Genomic DNA, 14520 nt, shown 5'->3' on the forward strand with positions numbered 1-14520 from the left:
TTATGAGCCGTTTTTTATCTAAACTGTCGTCATATCCACAGATATTGGGCGACATAATAGGCTAATATATAACCAGTTGCTGTTACTTCCCTCTTTACCTCGATGTAACGGAGTCGCTTATGTGGCATGCCCTGTCTGTACACCTATCCGAACAACTCGGGATTGATTTCGAGATCACCGAAAAACACGCTATCAGTGGTGGCGATATCCATGAAGCCTATTGCATTAGCGATGGCGGTGATCAGCGCTTTTTCGTCAAGGTAAACGAGCGTGCACTACTCCCCGCCTTTGAAGCCGAGGCGGAAGGGTTGCGTCAACTCGCGATGAGTGGCCATATTCATGTTCCTCGGGTGTATTTTATTGGCCCCGTGAAAGACAGTGCTGTCTTGGTGCTCAACTACCTGCCCATCAAACCGATAGATGACATGCAGGCTTATTTGTTGGGGCAACACTTAGCGCGTCATCATCGCTGGGGAGAGCAAGCAGAGTACGGCTTCGATGACGATAATTTCATCGGCACCACGGAGCAGAGAAACTGTTGGCACCGCAAATGGTGTCGTTTTTTTGCCGAACAACGCATTGGTTGGCAATTGCAATTGGCGGCTGAGCGCTCGCTGCATTTTGGCGACATCGATACCATTATCGAGAATGTTAAAGCCCAACTTGTCGGCCACACGCCCAAACCTTCGTTACTGCACGGGGATCTTTGGTCTGGCAATATGGGCCTGTCGGTCAATGGTCCGGTGGTGTTTGACCCTGCCTGTTATTGGGGCGACCGTGAGGCAGATATTGCGATGACAGAGCTCTTTGGCGGTTTTCCATCAAGCTTTTACAACGGCTATCAAGCCGAGTGGCCGTTAGATGAGGGTTATCAAAATCGAAAAGATATTTACAACCTTTATCACGTGCTCAACCATGTCAACTTATTCGGCGGGCCATACCTCACACAAGCAGAACAATTGCTGACAAAACTCACACTCACGGTGTAGGATGCGGTGCACACAAACTGAGAATGAGGTTGGCGATGTTAGCTGCCGCAATATTTGATATGGACGGCCTGTTGGTTGACTCAGAGCCGTTTTGGCAACGTGCACAAATTGACGTATTAAGCGAGCTCGGTGTTTCCATCAGTTTACAAGATACGCGTGACACCACAGGCGTTCGAATTGACGAGATAGTCAAATACTACGCACGCACTCAGCCCTGGCAAGGTCCCTCCAATGCGGATGTGCAGGCGCGAATCGTCGACCGTGTGGTTGAGTTAGTGAAAGACGAAAAGCCGATGATGCCAGGCGTGAAAGACGCGCTAGCAATTTGCCATCAAGCAGGACTAAGAGTGGGCTTAGCATCGTCATCGCCGCTCACGCTTATCCATCCTACTTTGGATGCATTAGGACTCAGTGATCAATTTGCCATCGTGGAGTCAGCCGGTGCACTTAAACACGGCAAACCTCACCCGGAGGTCTATCTTAACGCCGCCAATGCCTTGGGTGTGGAGCCCGATCACTGTGTAGCTTTTGAAGATTCATTTACTGGCCTACTTGCTGCCAAAGCGGCCTCGATGAAAACCATCGTCGTGCCTGCAGCCCATGAGTGGGAAGATCCTCGCTTTGTGATAGCCGACCAAAAGCTTGCGAGCCTTCGTGCATTTAGCGCAGATAATCTCGAATCGCTCTAGCCGTCGACATCATGATAGCAATATAAATGGCATTCACCGGCATCAAGGTGATATGCCATTTGTCGCGACGCATAGCCCAGTTTATCGATCATATTATCCCCTACGTTTATCCCCTTAGCATCCTCATCTATACTGATTTTGAGTACAGAGAATCAAAAAGAGGTGTGTAACCATGGATGATATTACTGATCGGATCGTAAATTGCCCGCACTGTGGTCATCGCTTTGATATCACATTGGATTTAAGTGGTGGCAACCAGGAGTTTTATGAAGACTGCCCAAACTGTTGCAATGCCATTCATTACGATATGCAGATTGATGAATCTCATCGAACCATTCATTTGTTTATTGATGCGGATGATGAGCAAATTTTCTAACCGTTAAGCGCGATGCCGCCGCAACGCGCCTGTCCTAAAGACTTTGCATCGCCGTGGGTGCGAAATTGATAGTGCTTTCGCTTTCCTTTCTCTTCCCCTAGCACGTATAATTGCGCGCGATTCCATTCCCCTTCCGTTCAATCACAAATTATTGAGGCCGACGTGCAGCAATACCATGATGAAGCAAGAGCCATTATTCGGCTCAGTGTGCCTGTTTTTATTGCCCAAATAGCTCAAACCTCAATGGGGTTTGTCGATACCGTAATGGCAGGTGGCTACAGTGCCACAGATATGGCTGCCGTGGCGGTTGCCTCAAGCATATGGATGCCCGCCATTTTATTTGGCATCGGCTTGTTAATGGCGATGGTCCCGGTGATTGCCCAGCTCAACGGGGCTGGCAAAGAAAATCAGATCCCCTTTCAATTTCAACAAGGAGTATACATGGCACTGCTATTAAGCGTGCCGATTGGGCTCATCTTGTATAAAGCCGGCTTTATTATTGACTTGATGGATGTCGAAGCGGCGCTCACACTTAAAACCATTGGTTACTTGCATGCGGTGATTTGGGCAGTGCCAGCCTTCTTGCTTTTTCAGGCGATTCGCAACCTGTGCGAGGGGATGTCGTTGACCGTCCCAGCGATGGTGATTGGCTTTATCGGCCTAGCGGCCAATGTGCCGCTTAACTGGATGTTTGTCTACGGTAAGCTAGGGGCGCCGGAACTTGGCGGCGTCGGATGTGGCGTTGCCACCGCGCTAGTGTACTGGCTGATGGCAGCGCTGATGGCCGCGTATGTGATGATCAGCAAAAAGCTCAGTGGTCTACACCTATTCGCCACCCTTTACACGCCGATTATCAAAGAGCAAATCCGCTTATTTAAACTCGGCTTCCCCGTGGCGGCCTCGCTGTTCTTCGAGGTAACGCTGTTTGCGGCCATTGCTATTTTAATCGCCCCACTTGGGCCAATCACCGTGGCCGCGCACCAAGTGGCGATCAACTTCTCCACCATGATCTTTATGTTGCCGATGAGCCTTGGCGTAGCGGTCAGCATTCGTGTCGGCCACCTATTGGGCAAACGCACCACCGAAGGGGCGGCTAATTCCGCCAAAATCGGTATTTGGCTGGGTGTCAGCACCGCCGTGGTAACCGCCTTACTCACCGTGTGGCTACGCGACCCAATTATCGCCCTGTATTCTGATAATCCCGATGTCGCCACGCTGGCATCATCATTGATGTTATTAGCAGCTGTCTATCAGATCACCGATGCGATTCAAGTGGTTGCTGCCGGTGCTCTGCGTGGCTACAAAGACATGCGCGCCATTTTCCAACGCACCCTGATCGCCTACTGGGGGCTGGGCTTGCCGCTCGGCTATGTGCTTGGCATGACAGACTGGCTGGTACCGGCCATGGGCGCGCACGGTTTTTGGGTTGGCATTATTATCGGTCTATCCAGTGCCGCGGTATTGTTGGGCCTACGCTTGCGCTGGATGCGCCAGCAATCTCCTGAGTTCCAACTGGCTATGGCAGAGCGGTAAGTGTCTTACATAGCCCCAGCAATACGGATAAACTAATATTACGCAGAGCGATCGCGGGTCAGATCGCTCGCGTAACATCAGGAAGTGAGTCTAGAAAGCCAAAGGATAAAAACGACATCATGCGCCGAATACAAACTGCAATACTCGTGATATCGTTAGCAGCACTAACAGGTTGCCAATCAGATGATCCGGCCAAGGATATGATGGCCGACTACTACCAGCGACTTGGCAATGTATTGGATGCACCCACCCCCGATTTCACTTCCCCCGAATTGCCAGCATTGCCACGTAAACGCGATTTGGTTCAGCCGCTTGATGAACTGCGAATGGGGGTACTCGATGCCTATGAGCTTCGCCAGTGTGGCTTATTCAACCTTATTGCAGAACGTAACTCATCCTTGGGTAAAGTCGCGGATCGCTTTCGCCAACTTGACTACGAGCTCAAATTCATCGATACCGCGGCGCAGTGTCTGCCGCAAGTGAAGGATCCGAGCATTCAAGCTGAGCTGAAAAAGGCACTAACACTTAAACGCCAGCAACGGGAGAAAGTGATCTGGAATACGTTGATTGATAGTGACGCCTGGCGCAAACAACTCAGCTTACCCGCCTTTACACTTCCCATCGAACTGCCGGCACACAGTAATGCGGTTAACACTATTGAGCAGTTTAGCCAATTGATACCCTCAACCCAAGCGCCCACAGAGCCTGTTACGACTTGGCAAGAAAGTATCGAGAAACAACCCATCTTAGGCGATTTGTTTGTGAGCTTGAGCTATCACACCGCGTGGCTTAACCAAACCAGTGAACTGATCGCTAATCATCAACAGACAGTGCGTTGCGGCGGTAATTTCGATACCACACGTTTAAAACGCCTACAGACCGTGTTTTATAAGTTTTATGTGGGTGATGTGCAGCCATACCTTGCTCGGGTAGACGGACTTTATCGTGATCTCGCCCCCGCGCTTTCGCGCCTCGGGAGCTTAAACACCCCTGATACATTTAACGATTACAAAAAAGCCTACTGGGAGGGAGAAGCGTATCAGGCGTATAAAGCGGCGATTAAGCATCATGCTGATGTCTGGCAGCAATTGTTCCAGCGCTGTGAGGTTAAGCTTGGGCAATAAAGCACCAAAAATCAGTAAGTCAGTGCAATCGCTTAGCGATATAAGCAAGATGAATACTGAAAATACCGCCATATTGACGATCAAATCGCCAAACAGTCGTTTCTGCGCAAAAATATGCGCTTAAGCGCTTGCGTGACAAAGATGAACTCGCTACTATTCACCCCGCTTTCAAGCACTGTGCGTCCGTAGCTCAGCTGGTTAGAGTATCGCCTTGACATGGCGGGGGTCGGTGGTTCGAGTCCACTCGGACGCACCATTTTGCTTGAAACACTAAATTATGCGTCTGTAACTCAGTTGGTTAGAGTGTCACCTTGACATGGTGGAAGTCGGTGGTTCGAGTCCACTCAGACGCACCACATTTTGAAATTTGCGTCCGTAGCTCAGTTGGTTAGAGTACCGCCTTGACATGGCGGGGGTCGGCAGTTCGAGTCTGCCCGGACGCACCATTTCCAGAGAGCCTGCTTAAAAGCAGGCTTTTTTGTTTTGCGCAAAGACCGCTATCTGTTCTTTAAAGCAAGATAGGCTCACGCCACGTCAGTAAACGATGCCATCAGTATCATGAAATAAAACGAGGCAGGCACAAACACCCACCCCATTTGTTCATGCTTGTTCGTTTTAGGCTACGGCGCTATCGGCCGCAAACACAAACTTTTCAATCGCTTTGGCCACACCGTGCTCATCATTGCTCTCGGTAATGTAATCTGCGGTTTGCTTGGTTGCTTCCATCGCATTCGCCATCGCAATGCCAAGGCCTGCGTATTCCAACATTGCGTGATCGTTTTCAGCATCGCCCATGCAAATCACTTCATCAGGTTGAATGCCTAGATGCGCTGAAATGGCAGCTACCCCCGCCCCTTTATTACTAGCAGGGTTTAAAAACTCGAGGAAGAAAGGCGCACTTTGCACGACCGTAAATTCCTCGCGTAGCGCGGATGGTAACGCACTGATCACTTCGTTTAATTTGCTTGGCTCTGCCACCATCAACACTTTGATAATCGGATGATCATCGCTTAGGGTCTCGAAATCCATCACGGTAATATCCAGCCCGTTGATCTTGCCCTCAATCTCGGTATACGGATTCTGTGCTGGTGTAATCAAACCGTGCTCAGTACTAAATGCATGCACATAAGCACCCAGTGCCTCGGCATGCTGAGCCAGCGCTTTGGCGGCTTTGCCGTCAAGCCCTTTTTGCAAGATAACTTCATCAGTACCTAGGTTTTTTACCATTGAACCGTTGTAATACAGCACAAAGTCTTTATCCGACCCGATTCCCAGTTCGTCTAGCTTAGGCTGCATGCCCTCAAGCGGCCGACCAGACGCCAATACCACAGTCGCGCCTTTCTCACGCGCGCGGGCAATGGCTTGCTTATTCTCAGCAGATATTGCTTTCTCGCTGTTTAACAAGGTGCCGTCCATATCTAGGGCGATTAATTTGTACATCGTTTACTCACTTCAACATCAAAATAAAATCAGAAACTGTCCCAGAACTGCAAACTAAACGCCGTGCCTACAACAACATATCGTCTTCAATCGCGATAAAGCGATCGACGCTGTTCACCAAAGAATTAGCCGTTAAGGATGGCACGCCAAGCACCACCGCTTCGGTGTGATAGCGCGCGCGGATTTTGTTCATCAACAAATCAAAATCTCCGTCTCCTGATAACAGCACCACGTTATCAACCTCGGGCGCGGATTCCATCACATCAATGGCAATCCCCACATCCCAATCCCCTTTGGTGCTGCCATCAGCGCGTTGAATATAGGGTTTGAGCTTGACGGTAAAGCCAATGTGACGCAGGGCATCTTGAAATTTGATTTGCTGATCGTCATCGCGGCGAATGGCATAGGCATACGCAGTTACCACCTCACCCATATCATTGAGGGTTTGCCACAACTGGCGATAGTTAAACTGACGCCCGTAGGCTTGCCGTGTGGTGTAGTAGATATTTTGAACGTCGACAAAAACCGCGATTTTTTTCAAGTCAGGCTCACAGTCGGTGGGAGAATTGAAGCCAGAGAGGATACCACATCACACGACCGTGAAGATAATCACAAGCGTGGCCGCATCTAGCAAAAATAAAAAAGCCGCTGACAACAGCGGCTCTCACGAGAAATATAAACGATTACTGACACTTAGCTATTTGCTCTGCCTTTGTGAGCATGTCTTGCTGCTCTTTAATCGTTTCTCTCACTATTTTATCGAAAAACTTTCGCTTTTCTCTCGACGACGAGTGACGCACGAAGTCTGAGAAAGCGGTAGATTTTACCTTATTACGCTTATTCTGCATGGCTCCCTCCTTTCGTGATACCGACGATACGTTCAAGCGACTTTCGATTGTACTTTTTGCGCAATAGTGCGTCAATGTCACCGACGTTAAAGTGTGGTCTCTTGTTGACACCATCGACGTTTTTCTCAATAAAAGTGATATCAATCTGATCCCTAAACAGTTTCTTTAATTCACTCACCACACGTTGCGATTCTAGGAACTGATTAATGAAGACTTCACTGGGGACACGACGACCTTCAACACTTTCTCTCGCTTTCACTAAACGCCAAGCTTGCACTGGCTCTTGATATACAAAAACAATCATAACAAAGCGGCCTTTTTTCAAAGATCGCTCGATGTTATCTTTCGCTTTATCGAAACTGGAAAGCGTTGAATCAAGAATAAAGCTGACTCTTCGCTTCAAAGCGCGATCATGAATAGCTTCTACCAAGATTGTAGCTGGGCGCTGAAACAAGGGCGAGTTATAACCTTGATAATCTTCAAATGCCTTTCTTAACTCGTCGTTCTCTATGTGCACTAATGTCAGGTCGTGCTCATTCTTAAAAGCACGAACCATCGCTCTAGCCGTTTCCGTTTTACCTGCGCCTGGCGACACTGCCATAAATACAGAAGCCGCTTCCTCCTCCTCGGGCAAATGATCAACAAGCTTTCTGGCAATCATTTATTTCATTGCTTTCGCTTGCTTTATAGCTTTATCTGTAATTTGTTGATCATCCATTGAATTCGCCTTTAAACGAGCAAAGTCATCTAATCCTAGCACTTTAGTCGGGCACTAAGTCATCAACTCAATCCAACAATACTGCCCTCACCATCGAGGTCGAGGTTCATAAACGCCGGTTGTTCCGGTAGGCCGGGCATAGTCATCACGTTGCCGCATAAGGCATAGACAAATCCGGCACCCGCGCATAATTTCAACTCGCGGATCGGTACATCAAAGCCTTTGGGAGCGCCTTTTATTGCGCCATCGGTTGAAATAGACAGCGGTGTTTTCGCCAAACAGACTGCCAAGCCGTCATACCCTTGCGCTTTAAATTGTTGCAGTTGCTGTTTCGCGGTCTCACTTAACGTCACGCTTCCCGCGCCATAACCAACTTCCGCAACCGCCATCAACTTTTCTTCCAAGCTTTGCTGGGCATGATACAAGGGCGAGAATGATGCGCCAGCTTCACATTGCGCGACCACTTGTTCCGCCAGTTCACGCGTACCCTCACCACCTTGGGCAAAGCCTTCACTGATCGCTACTCTTACTTTGTTGGGCAGCGCTTCAATCATCGCCTTGAGTGTCGCAAGCTCGGCATCACTGTCTTGTGGAAAGCGATTAATTGCCACCACCGCCGGCACACCATATTGGGTCACGTTATTGATATGCCATTTGAGGTTTTCAAACCCAGCTACTAATGCCTCATTGTCATCCGCAAAGAGCGCGTCGGGCATAGGCTGACCGGACTGTAAATTATAGTGACCCGAGTTGGCTTTTAAGCCGCGCAATGTCGCCACAATCACCGCACAGTCTGGTGCTTTACCCGATGCTTGCGCTTTGATGTTGCAGGCTTTTTCAAACCCCATGTCCGAGCCAAAGCCGCCTTCGGTGACGGTATAGTCACCCAGCTTAAGGGCAATGTTATCGGCGATAATCGACGAATTGCCATGGGCAATATTGGCAAATGGACCGGCGTGAATCAGTGTCGGCACGCCTTCTAGGGTTTGCATCAAAGTGGGTTCAATCGCTTCTTTCATACTCACCGCCATCGCGCCAGCTACTTGTAAATCCTCGGTGGTGATCGGCTCACCAGTATGGCTATAAGCCAACACTATGCGGCCGATGCGCTGACGCAAATCGCGAAGATCGCTCGCCAACGCCAAAATCGCCATTAGTTCGGAGGCGGCCGAGATATCAAATCCGCCCTCACGCTCGTAGCCGTTGATGGTTTTGCCAGGCTCGTTTTTACCCACAGTTACCATACGCAAGGCGCGATCGTTGTGATCCATCACCCGCTTCCATACAACGCGACTTGGGTCGATTTTTAACGCTTTTAAGCCACTACGCGCCTCAAAATCGTCATAGCCTAGGCGTTGCTCGTGATAGATTCGCGCATCAATAGCCGCAGCAGCCAAGTTGTGCGCCGCGGTCACCGCATGAATATCTCCCGTCAGGTGGAGGTTGAGCTCCTCCATTGGAGCCACTTGCGAATAACCACCGCCAGCTGCGCCACCTTTCACACCAAATACGGGCCCCATCGAAGGCTGACGAATACACGCCGTTACAGAATGATTCAGCTTGGCCAAGCCTTGCGCCAGACCAATGGTGGTGACGGTTTTGCCTTCACCCAAGGGCGTGGGAGTAATGGCGGTGACCAGTACTAACTTTCCGGTTGGGTTGGGCGCAAGACGCTTTAAGCAATCGAGAGAGATTTTGGCTTTATAGCTACCTTGCGTTTTAAACTCTGAGTCAAGGAGGCCAACTTGCTTGGCAATAGTAGATATGGGGGCGAGTGTGGTGTTACGACAAATCTCGACATCAGGCAGCATGAAACCCTCTCAATAGCGCACAATATGTTCTAGGCAAACGTTTGCGTGAGCATAATACCGCTAAAATAGCTATTGTAAAGCGAAAGGACGCTTGCGGTAAGCGTCCTTTATGACTTTTTATCCCGTGTGCCGAGAATAGTGATCATGCTATTGGCTTAGGCGACTTTAAATTGCCCGACCAAGGTATCAAGATCTTGACCAAGCGAGCTCAGCTCTTCCGCCGCGTGTGACGATGCCTCACTTGAGGTCAACAAGCTAGCGACAATGTCGCGAATCGATACCAGATTACGATGAATATCTTCCGTGACCGTGGTTTGCTCTGACGCCGCACTGGCAATTTGCGAGGTCATATCGTTCACTTGCGAAAACGCCGCACTCACCGAGGTGATTCGCTCGCCAATTTGCGCTGAAATCGTTGCCATGCTTTGGCACTCTTGATCGCTGTCGGCAATGGTTTTCACGGCACTATCCACATGCACGTGTAGACCATCAAGCATGTCACGGATCTCATGGGTACTGGTTTGAGTGCGACTGGCCAAGGTGCGCACTTCATCGGCCACCACCGCAAAGCCTCTCCCCTGCTCACCCGCGCGAGCGGCTTCAATCGCCGCGTTCAGCGCCAATAGATTGGTTTGCTCCGCAATTTCACCAATCACGGACAGTACCGAGGTAATTTTATCCGACTGAGCTTTAAGTTGATCCACCTGCCCGCTCGACTCGCTCATTTTCGCTACCAACTTCTCAACCGATGCCTCTGATTCACGCACTTGCGCCTGAGCATTTTGCGCATCTTGGGTGGCAGAGGTGGCGGCATCAGCCACCTGTGTCGTGTTTTGTGCCACTTCTTGCGCAGCAGAGCTCATCTCTGTCACCGCGGTGACCACTTGCTCGGTCTCGTTATCATGGGTTTGTAGTTTTTCAGCCACTGCGGATGTTTGCTGAGCCATATCACAGGCGGTGCTGTTTACTTGCGCCGTGACTTGCGCGACGCGCTGAATGGTGTGCTGCAGCTTCTCTACAAAGCGATTAAAGGCATGACCGAGTTGGGCGATTTCATCATAGCCATGTACGTGCAAACGCTGAGTGAGATCGCCCTCACCGCTAGCAATATCATTAAGCTTATCAAGCATGTTTTTCACCGGCTCACCAATACGCTGCGCAAACCAGCTCACCAGCAACACCGTGATAATCACTGTGCTTATCCCCAACAGGGTTAAACGAAAAATTTGTGCATCCAGGGTTTGCTCTGCGTCGGTGCGATAGGCAGCAACCTCTTGCTCAATGTCATCGGTGTAGGCGCCAGTGCCTAATAGCCATTGACCATTATTCACCATTACCGCATAGCCGATTTTATCAATCAGCGCATCGGTACCCGGCTTATCAAACATAAAATTAAAGTAGCCATCGCCACGTTGTGCCGCCTCGAGTAACCCTTGAATCACCTTATTGCCTTTCGGATCGGTAAAATCAATCAGGTTTTTTCCTTCAAGGGCTGGTTTAACAGGGTGAAACACATTGATCCCCTGTTTGTTGTAAATAAAAAAGTAACCCGTCTCGCCAAACTGCACATCAGTAAGCGCCGTTTTCACCTCAGCCAAGCGAGCCTCATTGGTGCCTGGGTTAAAACGCTTAACGATGTTCTCCGCTACCTGAGTCACTTCTTTGAGTTGTTTTTTACGCTCGTTGACCAACTTCTCCCGAAACGTGGCAATGTTTTCTTCTATTAACGCCTGTTCGTTATAGGCCGTGACCGCACTCATAATCAGCATTGAGGCGATCAGTGGCACGATGGCAAGTAGCAGTATTTTCGTTTTAAACATCAGCTTCATTGGCAATTACCCTGCAGACTAATTTTGTAAGCAAATACTACTACTTAACTAGACAACCAAAAATATAAACCGCTGTTTTATTTGATCTAAACGCGATTTAACCCCCGAGGCTGTGACCCGGGTTGGAATGTCATGTAAATGGAAAGGTCTTTGCCATATCGTGGTGTGGATTTGGCTCGTTAACTCGCGTCTTTGTGAGCGCGAGCAACTCGTCCCACCAAACCATTCCGCTGTTCGTCGCGTATTCTTAGTTGGTATTCAGGAGGTGGCTATGAAAAATCGTAAAGTGCCGCATGGTAAGTTTTCTCGCTTTGGCGCACTGGCTTCGTTGGCGGGGCGTGTGGCGTCGAATGTGGCGTGGGAAGGTACCAAACAGTTTGCCCAGGGCAATCGGCCGAGTCGTAAGGATTTGGTGATGTCGCCGGCCAATATTGCCCACGTGGCGGACAAACTGGCGGACTTACGTGGAGCGGCGATGAAGGTCGGTCAATTGTTGTCAATGGATGCGGGGGATTTGATTCCGCCAGAGCTCAGCGAGCTTCTCGCCCGTTTGCGTAATAATGCCACTCCCATGCCACCGGCGCAGCTCAAAGCAGTGCTCAATGAAGAGCTGGGCGACAATTGGCAGGCTGAGTTCACCCATTTTCGTTTTTCGCCCATCGCGTCAGCGTCGATAGGCCAAGTGCACGAGGCCTATACCGATGCCGGTGAAAAAGTAGCGGTAAAGGTGCAATACCCGCGCATCAAAGACAGCATTGATAGCGATGTGGATAATGTGATCACCCTACTGCGCTTAAGTGGCCTGATCCCCAAAGAAGCGAATTACCAAGCCTTACTCGATGAAGCCAAGCAACAACTGCATGATGAAGCCGATTACGGCAAAGAGGCACAAGCATTGACTCGGTTTGGCGACCATTTGAAAAATGCCAACGGTTTGGTGGTGCCAAGGGTTCACTCAGCGCTTACCTCAGATCGCATTCTTACCATGAGCTATATGGCAGGAGAGCCGATTGAGCAACTCAACAAGGCTTCAGAGACGATTCGCCACCGCGTGATCAGTCGTTTATTCCAGTTGCTGTTTGAGGAAGTCTTTGTGTTTGGCGAGGTCCAAACCGATCCTAACTTTGCCAACTATTTGTATCAGCCCGATACCGGACGCGTCGTGTTGCTCGATTTTGGCGCCACCCGTCAGTATGCCCCGACGTTTACCGATGGCTATCGCAAGCTATTTTTAGCGGCGATTGAAAAAGACAACGCAGGGATTGAGGTGGCACTAACCCAAATTGGCTTTTTTGCCGAGCACATCTTGCCAGAGCAAAAAGCCAGTGTGCTGGAGCTTGTGAACACGGCTTGTGAACCGATTGCGACGGATGCGCCATTTAACTTTGGCGACGCCGATTTGGCAACGCGTTTACGTAACCGTGGGATGGCGCTGAGTATGGAACAAGGCTATTGGCACACACCACCGGCGGATGCACTGTTTTTACATCGTAAAATAGCAGGGTTGTATTTGCTGGCGGCCAAGTTAAACGTGAGTTTTAGTGTCCGCCAGTTGTTATTGCCTTATTTAACCCACTCACACACGGGTAATCCGGTCGAAGCGTAAACAGTCACCGTGTGCTGCGCGTGGGACTAGGGGCTATCGCGCAGCGCTTCACAATAGGCGACCAGATCTTCCGCGGCCCAGTGGCTCGCCACATTACGAGCGGTGAGAGCAGCACCAACCCGCCCTTCGCTAACCACCTCAAACCAATGGCTGAGCATAGCCGCAAAACCTTTGCTCGCTTGCATACCCGTCCAATCTGGCAAGGTAAGCTGTGTGCTGACGTTGTCTTGCATGCGCGCACCGCGGGTAAAGCCATCAAAGAAATAGCACTCGTTACGATAAGCCGCAGCAATGGTTTCTTTGGTGACCCCATACTGGCGGTTCATGCTGGCCTCAAACAAGCTATTGTCGCGGAGCCAACGCACGTCTAAGCGGCCTAGCAAGCCTTCGCTAAATTGAGCAAACACGTCCAAATCATCAATATTGATGTCACCATGAACGTTTATACTGTCGAGTGGATGAATGAAATCATCAAAAATAAAACGACGCGGTGCATCGGGCAGCGCATGACGGTGTTTTTCCCAACGCAGCGATAAAAGGGGTGTGCCCAGCTCGTCTTCGGGGCGCTGGCCATTGAGATGAGTGTTGAGCAAAGGCAAATAACGCCGGTTAAAGCCTGCAAACAAGGGGGTTTGCTGTTGTTCTGCCAAGTTGAATAAGGCTTCAACCTCCGCGCCTGATGGGGCGACAGGTTTATCGACAAACACCGGCACACCTGCTTGCAAGCAGGTACGAATCAAGGCCGCATGCGAGTCGGTGGCGCTGTGAATCATCACTCCATCCACCCCTAATGCTAAGCATTGTTGGATATCACTCGCGGTCTCACTCACTCGGTATTGCGTGGCGAGCGTCGCCAGCTTAGCGTCATCACGGCTGCACAATACCCATTCGAGCCCTGGCCAATTGACCATCAATGGCAAGTAGGCTTTTTGCGCAATGTCCCCTAACCCGATCGATGCGATTTTCATGCCTTCTCCTTACATCGTGCGCTCCCGCGGGCTAAGTCCGCGCTGGAAGTCGCCAGCAGAAATCAGTACTCTAGCCGCATTCTACACAGTGTAAATCGTTATGAATATTTTAATCTCTTGGTTTTCTCAGGCGGGTGCGTGGTTAACGCCATGGCTCAGTGATATTGCAGTGGCCATTGTGGCGTCACTGTTGGTGGTATTTGGCAATGATATTAATCGGACGCTACGCCGTTTATTGACCGGTCATCATTTTATCGTTCGCACTCTGGTATTTGTGGCGATCAATGCCTTTGGTTACGGCGCTTTTATCATTACCGTCTCTCCGTGGCTGGCGCGACAAATGCGCGGATGGCCAGATCATTGGCTTTTTGCCGGCTTGGTCGCCACCTTTGTTTTTATTGGAATGTGGGCGCAACGCCAGCGACAGATCTAGTCTTCGTCCATAACACTCATTCACACCCCCAGCGCGCACTTAGGCGGGTGTGAGAGCCCGCATTCATGCTCGTGGTTGGCGAATAGTCACCCAGTTGATCCAATCAAGCAATCCGCCCGCAGCCTGTGAGCGTATTGGAGGGAAAAAGGAGATAGG

General features: G+C 50.1%; 13 protein-coding genes and 3 tRNA genes. 10 read left to right on the forward strand and 6 right to left on the reverse strand.

What is annotated here, in order from left to right:
* Positions 1-119: 119 nt before the first annotated feature.
* From EHW58_RS05500 to EHW58_RS05535, 8 genes are all read left to right on the forward strand, one after another.
* Positions 120-989, forward strand: coding sequence for a fructosamine kinase family protein (locus EHW58_RS05500; protein ID WP_152795204.1), 870 nt, complete (start codon positions 120-122; stop codon positions 987-989).
* A gap of 35 nt (positions 990-1024) precedes the next feature.
* Positions 1025-1678: a hexitol phosphatase HxpB gene (gene hxpB / locus EHW58_RS05505; protein ID WP_152795206.1), complete on the forward strand. Its 654-nt coding sequence runs from the start codon at positions 1025-1027 to the stop codon at positions 1676-1678.
* A gap of 172 nt (positions 1679-1850) precedes the next feature.
* The gene (locus tag EHW58_RS05510; RefSeq protein ID WP_152795208.1) at positions 1851-2054 is read left to right on the forward strand and encodes a CPXCG motif-containing cysteine-rich protein; all 204 of its coding nucleotides are present in this window, start codon (positions 1851-1853) and stop codon (positions 2052-2054) included.
* Positions 2055-2216: 162 nt separating this feature from the next.
* A complete protein-coding gene (locus tag EHW58_RS05515; RefSeq protein WP_172969942.1) occupies positions 2217-3587 on the forward strand; it encodes an MATE family efflux transporter in 1371 nt (456 codons plus the stop codon).
* A 119-nt stretch (positions 3588-3706) separates the two neighbouring features.
* Positions 3707-4711 (forward strand): DUF3080 domain-containing protein, encoded by a 1005-nt coding sequence (locus EHW58_RS05520; protein WP_152795210.1) that lies wholly within the window; start codon positions 3707-3709, stop codon positions 4709-4711.
* Between the two features lie 179 nt (positions 4712-4890).
* A tRNA-Val gene (locus EHW58_RS05525) sits at positions 4891-4967 on the forward strand.
* Positions 4968-4990: 23 nt separating this feature from the next.
* Positions 4991-5067, forward strand: a tRNA-Val gene (locus EHW58_RS05530).
* A 13-nt stretch (positions 5068-5080) separates the two neighbouring features.
* Positions 5081-5157 (forward strand) — tRNA-Val (locus EHW58_RS05535).
* Between the two features lie 169 nt (positions 5158-5326).
* Here the strand turns inward: EHW58_RS05535 and EHW58_RS05540 are convergent.
* The 5 genes from EHW58_RS05540 to EHW58_RS05560 all read right to left on the reverse strand — a co-directional run bounded on the left by EHW58_RS05540 (position 5327) and on the right by EHW58_RS05560 (position 11348).
* A complete protein-coding gene (locus EHW58_RS05540; RefSeq protein ID WP_152795212.1) occupies positions 5327-6151 on the reverse strand; it encodes a Cof-type HAD-IIB family hydrolase in 825 nt (274 codons plus the stop codon).
* A 67-nt stretch (positions 6152-6218) separates the two neighbouring features.
* Positions 6219-6692, reverse strand: coding sequence for an NYN domain-containing protein (locus tag EHW58_RS05545; RefSeq protein ID WP_152795214.1), 474 nt, complete (start codon positions 6690-6692; stop codon positions 6219-6221).
* A 296-nt stretch (positions 6693-6988) separates the two neighbouring features.
* Positions 6989-7660, reverse strand: a complete 672-nt coding sequence (locus EHW58_RS05550; RefSeq protein WP_216644434.1) for a zeta toxin family protein — start codon at positions 7658-7660, stop codon at positions 6989-6991.
* 119 nt (positions 7661-7779) lie between these two features.
* Entirely contained in the window at positions 7780-9528 is a 1749-nt protein-coding gene (locus tag EHW58_RS05555; RefSeq protein ID WP_152795216.1) for a formate--tetrahydrofolate ligase, read from the reverse strand.
* A gap of 155 nt (positions 9529-9683) precedes the next feature.
* Positions 9684-11348 carry a methyl-accepting chemotaxis protein gene (locus EHW58_RS05560; RefSeq protein ID WP_216644433.1) on the reverse strand — a complete coding sequence of 555 codons (1665 nt, stop codon included), beginning with the start codon at positions 11346-11348 and terminating at the stop codon, positions 9684-9686.
* Positions 11349-11622: 274 nt separating this feature from the next.
* Here EHW58_RS05560 and EHW58_RS05565 point away from each other — a divergent pair, with 274 nt between their 5' ends.
* Positions 11623-12963 (forward strand): ABC1 kinase family protein, encoded by a 1341-nt coding sequence (locus tag EHW58_RS05565; RefSeq protein ID WP_370517829.1) that lies wholly within the window; start codon positions 11623-11625, stop codon positions 12961-12963.
* A gap of 26 nt (positions 12964-12989) precedes the next feature.
* Here EHW58_RS05565 and EHW58_RS05570 read toward each other — a convergent pair whose 3' ends face one another.
* Positions 12990-13931 carry a Gfo/Idh/MocA family protein gene (locus EHW58_RS05570; RefSeq protein ID WP_152795223.1) on the reverse strand — a complete coding sequence of 314 codons (942 nt, stop codon included), beginning with the start codon at positions 13929-13931 and terminating at the stop codon, positions 12990-12992.
* A 100-nt stretch (positions 13932-14031) separates the two neighbouring features.
* Here EHW58_RS05570 and EHW58_RS05575 point away from each other — a divergent pair, with 100 nt between their 5' ends.
* Complete coding sequence (locus tag EHW58_RS05575) at positions 14032-14364, forward strand: DUF3392 domain-containing protein (RefSeq protein ID WP_046073279.1); 333 nt, start codon at positions 14032-14034, stop codon at positions 14362-14364.
* Positions 14365-14520: the final 156 nt, after the last annotated feature.

The organism is Salinivibrio sp. VYel1 (assembly GCF_009377945.1).
GTDB classification, from domain to species: domain Bacteria; phylum Pseudomonadota; class Gammaproteobacteria; order Enterobacterales; family Vibrionaceae; genus Salinivibrio; species Salinivibrio siamensis.